The following is a 15,383-nucleotide window of genomic DNA, read 5'->3' as shown; positions in this document are numbered from 1 at the left end:
TCGCGCTCAGGCGAGCCAGTTTTCCAGGCGTTCCGCGGCCTCGGCGATCTCCGCCGTGGCCCCGGCGAAGGAAAAGCGGATGTGCGCGTGGCCGTGCACGCGGTCGAAATCCGCGCCCGGCGTCGCCGAGATTCCGGCCTCGGCCAGCATCTTCTGCGCGAAATCGGCGGAATCGTTCGAGAAGCGGCGCACCGAGGCGTAGATGTAGAAGGCGCCATCGACGGGGAAGTAATCGTCGAAGCCGATCTTCGGCAGCCTTTCCAGCAGCAGCTTGCGATTGGCGGCATAGCCGGCCTTGATCGCTTCGAGTTCCTCGATCGCGTCGAAGGCGGCGATCGCGGCGCGCTGCGACAGGTCGGGCGCGGAGATGTAGAGGCTCTGGCCGATCCGCTCGACCGGGCGGACGAGGATTTCCGGCAGCACCATCCAGCCGATCCGCCAGCCGGTCATGCAGTAATATTTCGAGAACGAGTTGATGACGATGGCGCGGTCGCTGGTGGCAAGCGCCGTCTCGGCGACGCCCTCATAGACGAGGCCGTGATAGATCTCGTCCGAGATGAAGCGGATGCCGAGTTCGTCGGCGGCGCGGATGAGGGCCGCGAGCGAGTCGGGCGTCATCATCGTGCCGGTCGGGTTGCCGGGGCTGGCGACCAGGATGCCGGCCAGCGGCTTGTCCGCATGGACGCGCTCCAGCATGGCCGGCGTGATCGCGTGCCGGGTCTCGGCCGTGGTCTCGATCTCGACGACCTCCAGGCCGAGCGCGGCAAGGATGTTGCGATAGGCGGGATAGCCGGGTGAGGCGATGGCCACCCGGTCGCCGACATCGAAGGCGGCGAGGAAGGCGAGGTTGAAGCCGGCCGACGAGCCCGTGGTGATGGCGATCCGCGAGGCGGGGACGTCGATGCCGTGCGTATCCGCATAATACTGCGCGATGCGCTCGCGCAGCGGCCGCCAGCCGAGTGCCTCGGTATAGCCGATGCGGCCGCTATCCAGCGCCGCGCGGGCGGCGTCGAGCACGGGCTTCGGGGCCGAGGCTCCGGGTTCGCCGATCTCCATGCGGACGATGCGCTCGCCCTTGGCGATTCGCGCAAACGCCGCCGACATCACATCCATCGCGATGAAGGGAGCGACGGCGCTGCGGCGCGATGGCGGGCGATCGGAAGGGGTCATGGCGGGGCTGTTCCATCCGGGGGATTAAAAGTCTTGCTATCGCCCCATTTTCTGCGCATCCGTCCAAGGGGGATGCCGCTGGCGCGAGCGCGAGGCGGCTTCATACAATTCGCCGGCCGTGAGGGAAAGGCTGGAGGAGGGGCGATCCGTGACGAATTCGATCCAGCGCGTGGTGCGAGGCCTTGTGGGCGGCATGATCGGCATGGCCATGCTGGCGCCGTTCGCCGCCGGCCCGGCCGATGCCCAGTCCAGGCCGGCCCTGGTGCGCGACGCGGAAACCGAGGCGCTGATCCAGGACTACCTGCGGCCGATCTACAAGGCCGCCGGCCTTCGTGCGACCTCGATCGAGCTGTATCTGGTCAACAATCCGTCCTTCAACGCCTTCGTCGCCGCCGGCGACAAGATCTTCGTCAACACCGGCGCGATCATCGATTCGAAGACGCCGAACGAGCTGATCGGCGTGCTCGCGCATGAAACCGGGCATCTCGCCGGCAACCACCAGATTCAGCTGCGCCAGCAGCTCGAGACGGCCAAGACGATGGCGATGATCGGCAGCGTTGTCGGCATGGGCGCCGCGATCGCCGGCGCGGCCTCCGGCTCCGGCGACGCCGCGCGCGCCGGTGGCGGCATCGCCATGGGCTCGAACGAGATGGTCCGGCGCGGCCTGCTCGCCTATCAGCGCTCCGAGGAAATGGCCGCCGACCGTTCGGCGCTCACCTATCTCGACAAGAGCGGCCAGTCCGCCAAGGGCATGATCACGACGTTCCAGCGCTTCGCCGACAACACGCTGTTCTCCAGCCAGGGCGCCAATCCGTATCTGCAGAGCCACCCGATGCCGAACGAGCGCATCGAGCTGATCGAGAGCGCGGCGAAAAAGAGCAAGTTCTACAATACCAAGGACTCGCCGGAGTTGCAGGCGCGGCACGACATGGTGCGGGCCAAGCTCTCGGCGTTCTCCGAAGACTCGATGCTGGTGATGCGGCGCTATCCGCCTTCCGACACCTCGATGCCGGCGCGCTATGCCCGCGCCATCCTGGCCTATCGAACCGGCAATTCCCGCAACGCCATCGACCAGATCGGCTCGTTGATCAAGTCGCGGCCCAACTTCCCCTATTTCTACGAGTTGCAGGGCCAGGTGCTTCTCGAAGCCGGCCGCGCCAAGGAGGCCGTCGCGCCGTTGCGCAAGGCCGTGGCCGCGGCACCGAAATCGGGGCTGCTGCGGATCATGCTCGGCCAGGCTCTCGTCGAGGTCGGCGATCCCAAATCGGTCAATGAGGCGGTGAAAAACCTCACCATCGGCCTGCAGGCCGATCCGGACATGCCGATCGGCCATCGCAGCCTGGCGCGCGCCTATGCGCTGCGGGGCGACATCGCCATGGCCGATCTCGCCACCGCGCAGGGCGAATTCGCCGAGGGCAAGTTCCGGGAAGCCAAGTCCCGCGCCAAGCGCGTGCAGAGCCAATTCAAGACGGGATCGCCGGCCTGGCTTCGTGCCGACGACATTCTGTCCTATACACCGCCATCGAAGACGAAATGATCCGTTCCGCCCGCCGATCGCCGCGCGCGATCTCCAGGCCCGACGCAAACAGGTGATTGCCATGTCGAGACCCTTCTTCGCAGCGGCTTTCGCCGCGATCGCGCTGACCGCCGCCGTGCCGGTGCAGGCCGCCAGCTTCTCCGAGGACCAGCAGGCCGAGATCGGCGATCTGGTGAAGGACTATCTGATGAAGAACCCGGAAGTGATCCGGGATGCGATGGAGGAACTCCAGCGCAAGGAACAGGTCGCCGAAGCCGAGGCCCGCAAGAGCGGCGTCGCCAAATATGCCGACCAGCTGTTCAATTCGCCGCGCCATGTCGTGCTGGGCAATCCCAAGGGCGACGTCACGCTGGTCGAGTTCTTCGACTACAATTGCGGCTACTGCAAGCGCGCCCACGCCGACATGCAGAAGCTGCTCGACGAGGACAAGGGCCTTCGCGTCATCCTGAAGGAGTTCCCGGTGCTGGGGCAGGGGTCGGAAGAGGCCGCCCAGGTGGCGATCAGCGTCAACAAGGTCGCGCCCGAGAAGTACAAGGCCTTCTATGACGAGCTGCTGATGAGCCGGGGCGCCGTCGATGGCGCGCGGGCGCTGGCGGTTGCCGCCGATATCGGTCTCGACAAGGCCGCAATCCAGGCGCACCTCAAGGATCCGGAGGTCGCGGCCACCATCAACGAATCTTATGGACTGGCCCAGGCTCTCGGCATCAACGGCACGCCGTCCTATGTCCTGCAGAACGACGTGGTCGTCGGCGCGGTCGGGTATGATGCGCTGAAGGAGAAGATCAAATCCGTGCGCGCCTGCGGCTCCGTGACGTGCTGACCGACGGGTCAAGAATCATGGGACAGGATTCCCGAGGCGCGAGTTTCGGGGCTTTTCCTTTATTCCTCGACCCCCTATAACCTGCCAACCTCGCCGCAAGGGCCCGTCCTTGCAGGGCCCTCGGTAGAAAATCATCGATGACAGCAGCAATCCTCGTTCTCAACGGTCCCAACCTCAACATGCTCGGCAAGCGGGAGCCTGGTGTCTATGGCTCCAAGACGCTGAGCGAGATCGAGGCGGATACCAAGGCCGCGGGCGAGCGGTTGGGCATGGCGGTCGATTTTCGCCAGTCCAACCATGAGGGAATGCTGATCGACTGGATTCACGAGGCGCTCGGGCGGTTCCGCGGCATCGTGATCAATCCGGGCGCCTATACGCATACGTCGATCGCCCTGCATGACGCGATTCGCGCCGTCGGGCTCCCCACGATCGAGCTGCATCTTTCCAATGTCTTCGCGCGCGAAGATTTCCGACATCATTCCTATGTTTCCCCTGTCGCCGCCGGCGTGATCTGCGGTTTCGGAGCCGCTGGCTACGGGTTGGCGCTTCAAGCGCTGCAACCGCTCGTCGAGTGAGTGAGGGGGAACGGCCTCAATGAAAGAACAAAGGGCATGACGAGCAAAAATTCGACGATCGATCAGGACCTGATCCGGCAGCTCGCGCTGCTGCTGACGGAGACGGATCTCACCGAGATCGAAGTCGAGCACGAGGATCTGCGGATCCGCGTTGCACGCAACATCACCGCCGCTCCCGCCGCCTATCAGGTCGCCGCTCCGCTCGCGGCGGCGCCGGTCGTGGCGGCTGCGCCGGTTGAAGTCAGCCTGGCCGGCCACCCCGGCATCGTTCCCTCGCCGATGGTCGGCACCGCCTACCGCTCGCCCGAGCCGGGCGCTAAGACCTTCATCGAGATCGGCGATACGGTCCGCGAGGGCCAGACGCTCCTCATCGTCGAGGCGATGAAGACGATGAACCAGATTCCGTCGCCGCGCTCCGGTGTCGTGAAGGCCATCATGGTCGAGGACGGCCAGCCGGTAGAGTATGGCGAACCGCTCCTGATCATCGAATGAGCGCCGTGGTGCCGATGTTCAACAAGATCCTGATTGCCAATCGCGGTGAAATCGCCCTCCGCATTCTGCGCGCCTGCAAGGAGCTCGGGATTCAGACCGTTGCCGCGCATTCGACGGCTGACGCGGATGCCATGCATGTCCGCCTCGCGGACGAGAGCGTCTGCATCGGCCCGCCGCCCGCGCGCGACAGCTATTTGAACATTCCCTCGCTGCTCGCCGCCTGCGAGATCACGGGCGCCGATGCCATCCATCCCGGCTACGGCTTCCTGTCCGAGAATGCGCGCTTCGCCGAGATCCTCGAAGCGCACAACCTGACCTTCATCGGACCGAAGTCCGAGCACATCCGCATCATGGGCGACAAGATCGAGGCGAAGCGCACCGCGCAGCGCCTGGGCATTCCCGTCGTTCCGGGCTCGGACGGCGCGCTCAAGGACGAGGCCGACGCGATCCGCAACGGCGCCAAGATCGGCTACCCGGTTCTGATCAAGGCATCGTCCGGCGGCGGTGGCCGCGGCATGAAGGTGGCTCGTTCGGAGGCGGATGTCGTCATCGCCTTCCAGACCGCCCGTTCCGAGGCCAAGGCCGCCTTCGGCGACGATGCCGTCTACATGGAAAAGTACCTCGAGAAGCCGCGCCACATCGAGATCCAGGTTCTCGGTGACGGCAAGGGCTATGCCGTGCATCTGGGCGAGCGCGACTGCTCGCTGCAGCGCCGGCACCAGAAGGTCTGGGAAGAGGCGGGTTCGCCGGCCCTGAACGCCGAGGAGCGCGACAAGATCGGTGCGGTCTGCGCCAAGGCTGTCGCCGATCTCGGCTATTCCGGCGCGGGCACGATCGAGTTCCTCTACGAGGATGGCGAGTTCTATTTCATCGAGATGAACACGCGCCTGCAGGTCGAGCATCCGGTCACGGAAGCGATCACCGGCATCGATCTGGTCAACGAGCAGATCCGCATCGCCGCCGGCAGCGGCCTGTCCTTCCGGCAGGAAGACGTGACCTTCGAGGGCCACGCCATCGAATGCCGCATCAATGCCGAGGATCCGCGTACCTTCGCGCCGTCGCCGGGCAAGATCACCTATTACCATCCGCCGGGCGGTCTCGGCGTTCGCGTCGATTCCGGCGTCTATCAGGGCTATAAGATCCCGCCCTATTACGACAGCCTGATCGGCAAGCTGATCGTGCATGGACGCAACCGCGTCGAATGCATGATGCGGCTGCGGCGCGCGCTCGACGAGTTCGTCGTCGACGGCATCCATACGACGATCCCGCTCTTCCGCCAGCTGGTGGATGACCAGGACATCGCCGATGGCCGCTACGACATCCATTGGCTCGAGAAGAAGCTGGCTGTGGACCACTAGCTCGGCCGCGACATCCCCCTTTGAGGCAGCACGGGAACATGACAATGTTCCCGTGCTCTTCCAAGGAGGGGGCACGATGCGCTGGATTCGCTCAGCCAATACGGAGAGAGCCGCGTTTGATTCGGCTCGGCTCGAATGCGATCCGGGTATCGCGTGATGGCTCGCAGGTCCGACCGTTTCCCGGAGATCACGCCCGAAATCCTCTTGAAGGCGTACGCGTCCGGCATCTTTCCGATGTCCGACTCGGCCGATGATCCCGGCCTCTACTGGATCGAACCCGAAAGCCGCGGCATCTTTCCGCTCGAGACGTTCCACGTCCCGCGCCGGCTTGCGCGCACCATGCGCCACCAGCCCTACGAGATCCGGATCGATTCGGATTTTGACGGGGTGATCGCCGGCTGCGCCGGCAATGCCGATACGCCCTATCGCGACAAGACCTGGATCAACCAGCGCATCCGCGCGCTCTATCACGAACTGTTCACGCTGGGATATTGCCACACGGTCGAGGCGTGGCAGGACGGCAAGCTGGTGGGCGGGCTCTATGGCGTGCGGCTACGCGGTGCCTTCTTCGGCGAGAGCATGTTCAGCCACGCGCGCGACGCATCCAAGATAGCACTCGTCTATCTCGTGGCGCGGCTGAAGGCGGGCGGCTTCACCCTGCTCGACGCCCAGTTCACTACCGAGCATCTCTCGCAGTTCGGCGCGATCGAAGTCGACCGCGCGGACTATCACCGCCGGCTCGACCAGGCGCTGGAGGGAGATGGCGAGTTCTACGGCTTGGACGGGCGGGCGACTGTCGACGAAGTCTTGCAGCTGGCAAGCCAGACGTCATAGACGGCGTGGTCGACGGCGTGGAGGCCGGGGCTATAGGCGAACATCCAGCCCGTGAAGATCCGGCGCACCTTGCGGTTCAGCGTGATCTCATCGACCTCGACGAAGGAATCGGTCTGCGGCGGCTCGGTCGGCGGGCGCGAATAGCAGACCCGCGGCGTGACCTGAAGCGCGCCGAACTGCACCGTCTCGTCCATGTAGACGTCGAAGGTGATGATCCGGCCGGTGATCTTGTCGAGGCCCGCGAACTCGGCGATCGGATTGGTGATCCGCTCCGCGTGGGCAGGGGAGCCGACGAAGAGAGAGGCCAGGGCCGCCACGGCAAGAGCCGGGCTGCTGCGTCGTGAAATGAAACGTGTCATAGGATTCCGATGATGACCTCTGCACCGCCGGTAGGGTGCTTAACATGCGATTCCGGCGGGGAAAAGGCGTTGTACGCATACCAGTCCACCGACACGCCCCGGCCGTCAACCGAATAAGGCCGCCGGCTCGTTTCGAATGCCGTCCCCGGGCTTTAACCGGTTGCACCTTCTGTCAGCCGGGTCCTATGATCCGACGTTGAAGCCGGTCGCGCCCTTCGCGACCCACCAATAAAGAAACGGGCCGCCCCCCGGTCCGATCGGTCTCATGGAAACGCCAGAACGGGGACAGCCGCTATTCGGCGTGCTGCTCAAGATCATATCGACCCTTGCCTTCACGGCGATGGCGACCCTGATCAAATACATCTCGGACAGCTACCCGCCGGGGGAGATCGCCTTCTTCCGTTCGGCCTTCGCGTTGATCCCGGTGCTGATCTGGGTGGCGTGGCTGGGCAATTTCCCTTCCGTCTTCATCACACCGCGCATCGGCGGCCATGTGCTGCGCTCGGTCGCCGGTGCGACTTCGATGTTCTTCGGCTTTTCCGCACTCGCACGATTGCCTCTCTCCGACGCCACCGCCATCGGCTACGCCTCGCCGCTGCTGACCGTCGTGCTCGCCGCCGTGCTGCTGAAGGAGGCGATCCGCGTCTATCGCTGGACGGCTGTCGTGATCGGGCTGATCGGCGTGCTGGTCATCCTGTCGGATTATGTCGGGCCGGAGAGCGGACCCGACCGCAGCACGCTCGGCGCGGTGTTCTCGATCCTGGCCGCCTTTTTCGGCGCGCTGGCCGCGACCCAGACGCGACGGCTCACCTGGGTCGAATCGCCCGGCACGATCGTCGTCTATTTCTCGATCTTCACCGCCATCTTCATGCTGCTGACCGCGCCGTTCGGCTGGGTGGTGCCGGACTGGAAGCATGTGCCGTTCCTGATCGGCGCCGGCATTTTCGGCGGCATCGGCCAGGTGCTGCTGACGCAGAGCTACCGCTACGGCGAGGCCTCGCTGATCGCGCCGTTCGAATATATCTCGATGCTGTGGGCGATCATCGTCGGCTATCTGCTGTTCCATTCCACGCCGAGCGTCACCATGCTGGTGGGGTCGGGGATCGTGATTGCATCCGGCATGTTCGTGATCTATCGCGAGCATCGACTTGGCCTGAAGCGCAACCGCGAGCGCGCGGCCAAGACGCCAGCCGGCCCGGGCACCTGAGAGACAAGGACAAGCCGATATGACAGCCATCGCCGTTACCATCGCCGGCTCGGATTCGGGCGGCGGCGCCGGCATCCAGGCCGACCTCAAGACATTTTCGGCGCTCGGCGTCTATGGCGCCTCGGTGATCGCGGCGCTCACGGCGCAGAACACGCTGGGGGTTACCGGCATCCACGACGTGCCGGCGGAATTCGTCACCCAGCAGATCGACGCGGTGTTTTCCGATCTCGCCGTCGATGCGGTGAAAATCGGCATGCTGTCGCAGCCGGACGTCATCCGCGCGGTCGCCGACGGGCTCGACCGCCACGCGCAGGGCAATGTCGTGCTCGACCCGGTGATGGTGGCGACCAGCGGCGACATGCTGCTGCGCGAGGAATCGGTCGCGGTGCTGATCTCCCACCTGCTGCCGCGCGCAGCCCTCGTCACGCCGAACCTGCGCGAGGCGGCACGCCTGCTCCAGGCCGATATGGCCGAGGACGAGGCCGGCATGGAGCGTCAGGGGGAGGCGATCCTGCGCCTCGGCGCTCAGGCCGTGCTGATCAAGGGCGGGCATGGCACCGGCCCGGAGAGCGCCGACCTGCTGGTATCGGCGCATGGCAAGCGATGGTTCCACGCCCCGCGCATCGACACGCTCAACACGCACGGCACCGGCTGCACCCTGTCGTCGGCGATCGCCGCCGGGCTGGCGCGCGGGCTGGCGCTGGAACCGGCGGTCGGCGAGGCCAAGCTCTACATCACCGAGGCGATCGCGGCCGCCGACCGATTGCGGATCGGCCGGGGCCACGGACCGGTGCATCACTTCTACAAGTGGTGGTGAACGATGCGGATCACGCCGTGGCCGCCACGGCACCCCGCTCGACGCGGCGCAGGCTCGGGGCCAGCGTCTTGAGATCGTGGCCGCTCGGATTCTGGAAGATGCGCAGATCGAACTCGGGCAGGATCGCATAGAGGTGATCGAAGATGTCCGACTGGATGCCTTCGTATTCCGCCCAGGCCGTCGTATTGGTGAAGGCGTAGATCTCGATCGGCAATCCGTCGGCGGCCGGCACCATCTGGCGCACGAGGATCGTCATGTCCTGGCGGATGCCGGGATGCCTCTGGAGATAGGTCTGCACATAGGCGCGGAAGACACCGATATTGGTCGACCTCCTGCGGTTCGCAGCGACATTGGCCCGTTCGCCGAGCTTGCTGTTCCAGGCGTCCAGTTCCACTCGCTTGTGCTCGATATAGGTCTCCAGCATGCCGAACTGGGCAAGCTTGGCGAAATCTGCCGGATCGAGGAAGCGGATGCTGGTCTGGTCGAGATGCAGCGAGCGCTTGATGCGGCGACCGCCTGATTCCTGCATGCCGCGCCAGTTCTTGAACGGGTCGGTGACCATGGTGCGGATCGGCAGCGTGGTGATCGTGTTGTCAAAGTTCTGAACCTTGACCGTGTGCAGGGCAATTTCGACCACCTCGCCATCGGCGTTCTGGTCCGGCATCTCGATCCAGTCGCCGACGCGGACCATATCCGAAGAGGATATCTGGATGCCGGCCACCAGCGAGAGCAGCGTGTCCTGGAACACGAGAATCAGGACGGCGGCCATCGCGCCAAGGCCGGAGAGCAGGATGATCGGCGACTTGTCGATCAGGGTCGCGATGATCAGCAGCGTCGCGATCACATAAACGGCGATCTTGACGACCTGGATGTAGCCCTTGATCGGCTTCAGCCGGTGCGCAGGGCGGCGATGATAGATCGTGTCGACGATGTTCAGCACCGCGCTGATGGCCATCGCCAACGACAGGATGATGAAGGCATTCGCCACGTTCTGGACGATCGTGACGATGCCCGCCGGCAGGTCGGGAATGAGCTTGATGCCCGCGTAGACGACGAAGGCCGGCATGATGTTGGCGAGGCGACCGATCGCGCCATGGCGGCGAAGCTGCTCGTCGCGGCCATACACGGTCAGGCCGATGAAGTGGTTGAAGAGCCGCAGCAGCAGCGCCTTGACGACGAAGTTGGCGAACAGGGCGGCGAGGACGAGAGCGAACAGGGCCAGCAGCGGGCTGAGCCAATGGTGTTCCGCGAGAATTCGATTGATGCTGTCCACCATTACTCCTCTGGAGATGTGAACGGCGCGCGGCCCCGGCTTTGGGGCTATCCGGAGCGGCGCTACGCCTGATGGGGGTATCCGCGCCCGATGGACGTGTCCCGCGCACCGAAGCGCAAGCGGGACGATACCGGAAATGGCGGAGAGCCGCCCGTTGAGGACTGGCCGCATCCGCGCGACGATAGGCTCTCACTTCGAGCGCCTTACGGGATCGGGCGCATCGTCGGGATGCGCCGAAACAAGGCGTGTAGGGTGCCTGCCGGAGCGGCCTGCGTCAATCCTCGTATCGGACGGGGTAGCTTTGGACAAAAAAAGCGGCCGATGCGCGAGGCATCGACCGCTTCTCATTCTTAAGGCTCTATCGCCGGTCCATCAGCCCTTGTAGGCGACGAACTCCTGCTCCTGGTCGCCCAGGCCCTGGATGCCGAGGCGAACCTTGTCGCCGGCCTTCAGGAAGCGCGGCGGCTTCATGCCCATGCCGACGCCCGGAGGGGTGCCGGTGGTGATGACGTCGCCCGGGTCGAGCTGCAGGAACTGGCTGATGTAGCTGACCAGGTGAGCAACGCCGAAGATCATGGTCTTGGTGTTGCCGGTCTGGACGCGCTCGCCGTTCAGGTCGAGATACATGTCGAGGTTCTGGACGTCGGCGACTTCGTCCGGCGTGACCAGGTAGGGGCCGAGCGGACCGAAGGTCGGCGAACCCTTGCCCTTCATCCACTGGCCGCCGCGCTCCGTCTGGAAGGCGCGCTCGGAGACATCGTGGCAGACGGCGTAGCCGGCGACGTAGTTGATCGCGTCCGCTTCCGAAACGTAGCTCGCGGTCTTGCCGATGACGATCGCCAGCTCGACTTCCCAGTCGGTCTTTTCCGAACCCTTGGGAATCGTGACGTTGTCGTTCGGGCCGACGATGCAGTTCGGGGCCTTGTTGAACAGGATCGGCTCGGCCGGAATCGGCATGTTGGTTTCATGCGCGTGGTCGACATAGTTCAGGCCGACGGCGATGAAGTTGCGCGTGCCGTTGACGACCGGGCCAAGGCGCGTGCCGGCGGGCACGACCGGCAGCGAAGCCGGATCGACCTTGGCGATCGCGTCGATTGCGCCGTTCTTGAGCGTCTCGGGGGTGATGTCGGAAACGACGCCCGAAAGATCGCGAATGGTGCCGTCCTTGGCGACAAGGCCCGGCTTCTCCGAGCCAGCGGCCCCGAAACGTACGAGTTTCATTGATAGTTCTCCGTGTTGGCGGGCGGATATTGGTCGAGGGGGCGCTGGCTTGCAAGAGCAGATGTCTGACGACTGGAGCAATGCAGCTTGGCCCACAGGGAACAACTGCGCGCCGACCTTCGCCTTGAGGCGAAATGTCAGCATTGTTGACCTATAATGGCGGCTGTGCCATGGATGAGGCCGGTCTCGGGAGGACCCCATGGAACATGTGCTGGCCGTTCTCGGCTTCACGGCGGTGATGGCTTTCACCCCGGGGCCGAACAACACGATGCTGATGGTCTCCGGCGCCAATTGGGGCGTTGTGCCGACCGTGCCGCATATTCTCGGCATCACGGTCGGGTTCCCGCTGATGGTGTTCGCCGTGGGCATGGGGCTCGGCGGCGTGTTCGAAACCTACCCCTTGCTGCACGAAGTCCTGAAATACGTCTCCTTCGCCTATCTGCTCTATCTGGCCTGGAAGCTGGCGCGGGCCGGCCGGCATGATTCCGACGGCACGAAGCAGGGCAGGCCGATGAGTTTCCTGTCCGCCGCGCTGTTCCAGTGGGTCAATCCCAAGGCATGGATCATGGCGGTCAGCGCGATGGCCCTGTTCGTGCCGGCCGGCAGCCCGATGCTGTCGGGTGTACTGCTGCTGGCCGGAGCTTCCGCCCTGATGTCGTTGCCCTCGGCGGCGGCATGGTGCCTGTTCGGCACGGCGATCTCGCGCTTCCTCGACAGCGATCGCCGTATCGTCATCTTCAACGCCCTGATGGCGCTGCTTCTCGTCCTTTCGACGCTGCCGACCCTCTTCTGAAAGACTGTCACAAATCTGTGGCGTGTGTCGGCTAAGCAATCGACACCGGTCTCTTGGATGAGGACGAATCAAGATCATGTCGAGCGGTGTCGCTCCCCGTCATCTCCGCACGTTGTTCCTGTCGGATATTCATCTCGGCACGCGCGGAAGTCAGGCTGAACTTCTGCTCGACTTCCTGAAATGGCATGACGCCGAGACGATCTATCTGGTCGGCGATATCGTCGATGGCTGGCGGCTGAAGAAGAGCTGGTATTGGCCACAGGCGCATAACGACGTTGTGCAGAAATTATTGCGCAAGGGCCGCAAGGGCGCGCGGCTGGTCTATATCCCCGGCAATCACGACGAATTCCTGCGCGATTATCTCGGTCTGCAGATGGGCGGCGTCGAACTCGCCGACCGCATCATCCACGAGACGGCGGACGGCAAGCGGCTGCTGGTGATGCATGGCGACCAGTTTGACGTGGTCGTGCGCCATGCCAAGTGGCTCGCCTTCCTTGGCGACCATGCCTACAACCTCGCCCTGGCGCTCAATACGGTCGTCGGCAAGGTGCGCCGCAAGCTCGGCTTCGAATACTGGTCGCTGTCCGCCTGGGCCAAGCTCAAGGTCAAGAACGCCGTTTCCTTCATCGGCGCCTTCGAGCAGGCGCTGCTGACCGAGGCGAAGCGGGTGGGCGCCGACGGCGTCGTCTGCGGCCACATCCATCACGCGACCATCCGCGAAGACCTCGGTATCCGCTACATCAACACCGGCGACTGGGTCGAGAGCTGCACGGCGATCGTCGAGCATCATGACGGACGGATCGAGATGATCAGCTGGGCCGATGTCGCCAGTCAGTATGCGGTCGAATTCGACGATGAACCGGAGATCGACAAGGTCGCCGCATGAGCCGGATCCTGATCGCGAGCGACGCCTGGCATCCACAGATCAACGGCGTCGTGCGAACGCTGGAGCGGTTGTCGCGCCATCTGCCGGAGTTCGGCGCCGAGGCGGTGATGCTGACGCCGGAAGGCTATCGCACGGTTCCATGCCCGACCTATCCCGAGATCCGGCTGACCATCGCCGCGCCGGGGGCGATCGGGCGGCGGCTCGACGAGGCAGCGCCCGACCATGTCCACATCGCCACCGAAGGTCCGATCGGCTACGCCGTGCGCCGCTGGTGCCGCAAGCGCGGCCGCATCTTCACGACGAGCTACCACACCCGCTTTCCCGAATATCTCGCCGCCCGGCTGCCGGTGCCGGTCGACTGGACCTACGCTGCGCTGCGAAACTTCCATAATTCCGGCGCCGGTTGCATGGTCGCGACGGCCTCGCTGCAGGATGAACTGGCTGGGCGCGGATTCACCCATCTGATGCGGTGGTCGCGCGGCGTCGACGCCGACTTGTTCGATCCGGCCCGCCGTCGCGAACTGGCGGACCTGCCGGGGCCGATCTTCCTCTATGTCGGGCGTGTCGCCGTCGAGAAGAATATCGGTGCGTTTCTCGATCTCGATCTGCCCGGGAGCAAGGTGGTGGTCGGCGATGGGCCGGCGCTGGAAACGCTGAAGCGCGCGCATCCGGACGTTTCGTTCCTCGGCGCCAGGGTCGGCGAGGCGCTGGCCGACGTCTACGCCGCGTCGGACTGCTTCGTGTTCCCGAGCCGCACCGACACGTTTGGCGTGGTGATGCTCGAGGCGCTGGCTTCGGGCCTGCCGGTGGCGGCATTCCCGGTCGCCGGCCCGCGCGATGTCGTCGGCGGCACGGGGGCGGGAGTGCTGGACGAGGACCTGCGCAGGGCGGCCCTGGCGGCGCTCGATATCCCGCGCGCGCATTGCCGGGCGGTGGCGCTGCGCCATTCCTGGCAGGCGGCGACGCGCCAGTTTCTCGAGAACGTGATCGCCGCGCAAAAAAGCTGCGCCGCGAGCGCTTTCGTGTAACCTCTGCCTATCCCCTTGGCCGTTGGCAGACTCATGACACCCACCATCGACGATATCCGCATGGCAGCGAAGCGCATCGCTGCGGAAGCCGTTCGCACGCCGCTTCTCTCGAGCACCGCCCTCGACGAGATAACCGGCGGCCGCGTCTATCTCAAATGCGAGAGCCTGCAGCGCACAGGCTCGTTCAAGTTTCGCGGCGCCTACAACGCCGTCGCCTCGCTGAGCGAGGCGGAACGGGCGCACGGCGTCGTGGCCTCGTCCTCCGGCAACCACGCCCAGGGCATCGCCGAGGCGGCGCGCCTGTTCGGCGTGCCGGCCACCATCGTCATGCCGCATGATGCGCCGTCCTCGAAGCGCGACGGCACCCGCCGGCGTGGCGCGTCCATCGTCGACTACAATCGCGCCACCGACGATCGCGATGCGCTGACGGCCTCGATCGTCGCCGAGACCGGCGCGGAACTGATCCATCCCTATAATGACGGCCGCGTGATCGCAGGGCAGGGCACGATCGGGCTCGAGATCGTCGAGGACCTGGCCCGGCGCGGCGAACAGGCCGATATCGTCATGGTGCCCTGCGGCGGCGGCGGCATGTCGGCGGGCATCAGCCTCGCCATCGCCGCCGAAAGCCCGGGCACGCAGGTCTATCTCGCGGAGCCCGAGGGTTTCGACGATTACGCCCGCTCGCTCGCCTCGGGCTCGGTCCAGCGCAACGCGCGCACCAATGGCTCGATCTGCGATGCGCTGATGGCGCGGCAACCGGGCGCGATCGGTTTTGCGATCAACCGGGCGACCGGCGCACATGCCGTGTCCATATCCGATGCGGAGGCACTGGCCGCCGTGGCGTTCGCCTTTCGCACGCTGAAGCTGGTGGTCGAACCCGGTGGCGCCGCCGCCCTCGCTGGCCTGCTCTCCGGGCGGATCGATGCCCGTGGCAAGACGGTTGCGATCCTGCTTTCCGGCGGCAATATCGATCCGGATGTTCTGGAGCGCGCGCTCGCCGCATGATACCGGCA

General features: G+C 65.1%; 16 protein-coding genes. 12 read left to right on the top strand and 4 right to left on the bottom strand.

All coding sequences use genetic code 11. The features are described 5' to 3' along the window. Positions 1 to 6: 6 nt before the first annotated feature. Positions 7 to 1,170 carry a pyridoxal phosphate-dependent aminotransferase gene (locus OSH10_RS14610; protein ID WP_266332566.1) on the bottom strand — a complete coding sequence of 388 codons (1,164 nt, stop codon included), beginning with the start codon at positions 1,168 to 1,170 and terminating at the stop codon, positions 7 to 9. Positions 1,171 to 1,318: 148 nt separating this feature from the next. On the opposite strand from OSH10_RS14610, the gene OSH10_RS14605 reads away from it, so the two are divergent. From OSH10_RS14605 to aat, 6 genes are all read left to right on the top strand, one after another. Then, positions 1,319 to 2,707: a M48 family metalloprotease gene (locus tag OSH10_RS14605; RefSeq protein ID WP_266332565.1), complete on the top strand. Its 1,389-nt coding sequence runs from the start codon at positions 1,319 to 1,321 to the stop codon at positions 2,705 to 2,707. 61 nt (positions 2,708 to 2,768) lie between these two features. Further along, positions 2,769 to 3,527, top strand: a complete 759-nt coding sequence (locus tag OSH10_RS14600; RefSeq protein ID WP_266332563.1) for a DsbA family protein — start codon at positions 2,769 to 2,771, stop codon at positions 3,525 to 3,527. 137 nt (positions 3,528 to 3,664) lie between these two features. Next, positions 3,665 to 4,102 (top strand): type II 3-dehydroquinate dehydratase, encoded by a 438-nt coding sequence (gene aroQ / locus OSH10_RS14595; RefSeq protein WP_266332562.1) that lies wholly within the window; start codon positions 3,665 to 3,667, stop codon positions 4,100 to 4,102. Positions 4,103 to 4,138: 36 nt separating this feature from the next. Continuing rightward, complete coding sequence (accB, locus tag OSH10_RS14590; RefSeq protein ID WP_266332561.1) at positions 4,139 to 4,594, top strand: acetyl-CoA carboxylase biotin carboxyl carrier protein; 456 nt, start codon at positions 4,139 to 4,141, stop codon at positions 4,592 to 4,594. Positions 4,595 to 4,608: 14 nt separating this feature from the next. Beyond that, a complete protein-coding gene (gene accC, locus OSH10_RS14585) occupies positions 4,609 to 5,952 on the top strand; it encodes an acetyl-CoA carboxylase biotin carboxylase subunit (RefSeq protein ID WP_266332876.1) in 1,344 nt (447 codons plus the stop codon). Between the two features lie 156 nt (positions 5,953 to 6,108). After that, entirely contained in the window at positions 6,109 to 6,786 is a 678-nt protein-coding gene (gene aat / locus OSH10_RS14580) for a leucyl/phenylalanyl-tRNA--protein transferase (protein WP_266332560.1), read from the top strand. Here aat and OSH10_RS14575 read toward each other — a convergent pair. Then, entirely contained in the window at positions 6,723 to 7,145 is a 423-nt protein-coding gene (locus tag OSH10_RS14575; RefSeq protein WP_266332559.1) for a DUF2155 domain-containing protein, read from the bottom strand. The genes aat and OSH10_RS14575 overlap by 64 nt on opposite strands. Before the next feature lie 265 nt (positions 7,146 to 7,410). Here OSH10_RS14575 and OSH10_RS14570 point away from each other — a divergent pair, with 265 nt between their 5' ends. Both OSH10_RS14570 and thiD read left to right on the top strand, forming a co-directional pair. After that, positions 7,411 to 8,352: a DMT family transporter gene (locus OSH10_RS14570; protein WP_266332558.1), complete on the top strand. Its 942-nt coding sequence runs from the start codon at positions 7,411 to 7,413 to the stop codon at positions 8,350 to 8,352. A 19-nt stretch (positions 8,353 to 8,371) separates the two neighbouring features. Next, a complete protein-coding gene (thiD, locus tag OSH10_RS14565; RefSeq protein ID WP_266332557.1) occupies positions 8,372 to 9,169 on the top strand; it encodes a bifunctional hydroxymethylpyrimidine kinase/phosphomethylpyrimidine kinase in 798 nt (265 codons plus the stop codon). 10 nt (positions 9,170 to 9,179) lie between these two features. Here the strand turns inward: thiD and OSH10_RS14560 are convergent, their stop codons facing one another. Both OSH10_RS14560 and OSH10_RS14555 read right to left on the bottom strand, forming a co-directional pair. Beyond that, a complete protein-coding gene (locus tag OSH10_RS14560; protein ID WP_266332875.1) occupies positions 9,180 to 10,433 on the bottom strand; it encodes a mechanosensitive ion channel family protein in 1,254 nt (417 codons plus the stop codon). Positions 10,434 to 10,814: 381 nt separating this feature from the next. Beyond that, on the bottom strand, positions 10,815 to 11,663 hold the full coding sequence (locus OSH10_RS14555) for a fumarylacetoacetate hydrolase family protein (RefSeq protein WP_266332556.1): 849 nt from the start codon (positions 11,661 to 11,663) through the stop codon (positions 10,815 to 10,817). Between the two features lie 199 nt (positions 11,664 to 11,862). On the opposite strand from OSH10_RS14555, the gene OSH10_RS14550 reads away from it, so the two are divergent. From OSH10_RS14550 to OSH10_RS14535, 4 genes are all read left to right on the top strand, one after another. Beyond that, positions 11,863 to 12,456 (top strand): LysE family translocator, encoded by a 594-nt coding sequence (locus OSH10_RS14550; RefSeq protein ID WP_266332555.1) that lies wholly within the window; start codon positions 11,863 to 11,865, stop codon positions 12,454 to 12,456. A 76-nt stretch (positions 12,457 to 12,532) separates the two neighbouring features. Then, positions 12,533 to 13,342: a UDP-2,3-diacylglucosamine diphosphatase gene (locus OSH10_RS14545; protein ID WP_266332554.1), complete on the top strand. Its 810-nt coding sequence runs from the start codon at positions 12,533 to 12,535 to the stop codon at positions 13,340 to 13,342. Next, entirely contained in the window at positions 13,339 to 14,370 is a 1,032-nt protein-coding gene (locus OSH10_RS14540) for a glycosyltransferase family 4 protein (protein ID WP_266332553.1), read from the top strand. Before OSH10_RS14545 ends, OSH10_RS14540 begins: the two co-directional genes overlap by 4 nt. Positions 14,371 to 14,430: 60 nt before the next feature. Beyond that, a complete protein-coding gene (locus OSH10_RS14535) occupies positions 14,431 to 15,375 on the top strand; it encodes a threonine ammonia-lyase (protein WP_266332552.1) in 945 nt (314 codons plus the stop codon). Positions 15,376 to 15,383 lie beyond the last annotated feature (8 nt).

It is taken from the genome of Kaistia defluvii (assembly GCF_026343955.1).
GTDB classification, from domain to species: Bacteria; Pseudomonadota; Alphaproteobacteria; order Rhizobiales; family Kaistiaceae; genus Kaistia; species Kaistia defluvii.
This window is presented reverse-complemented; position numbering and strand designations above follow the sequence as displayed.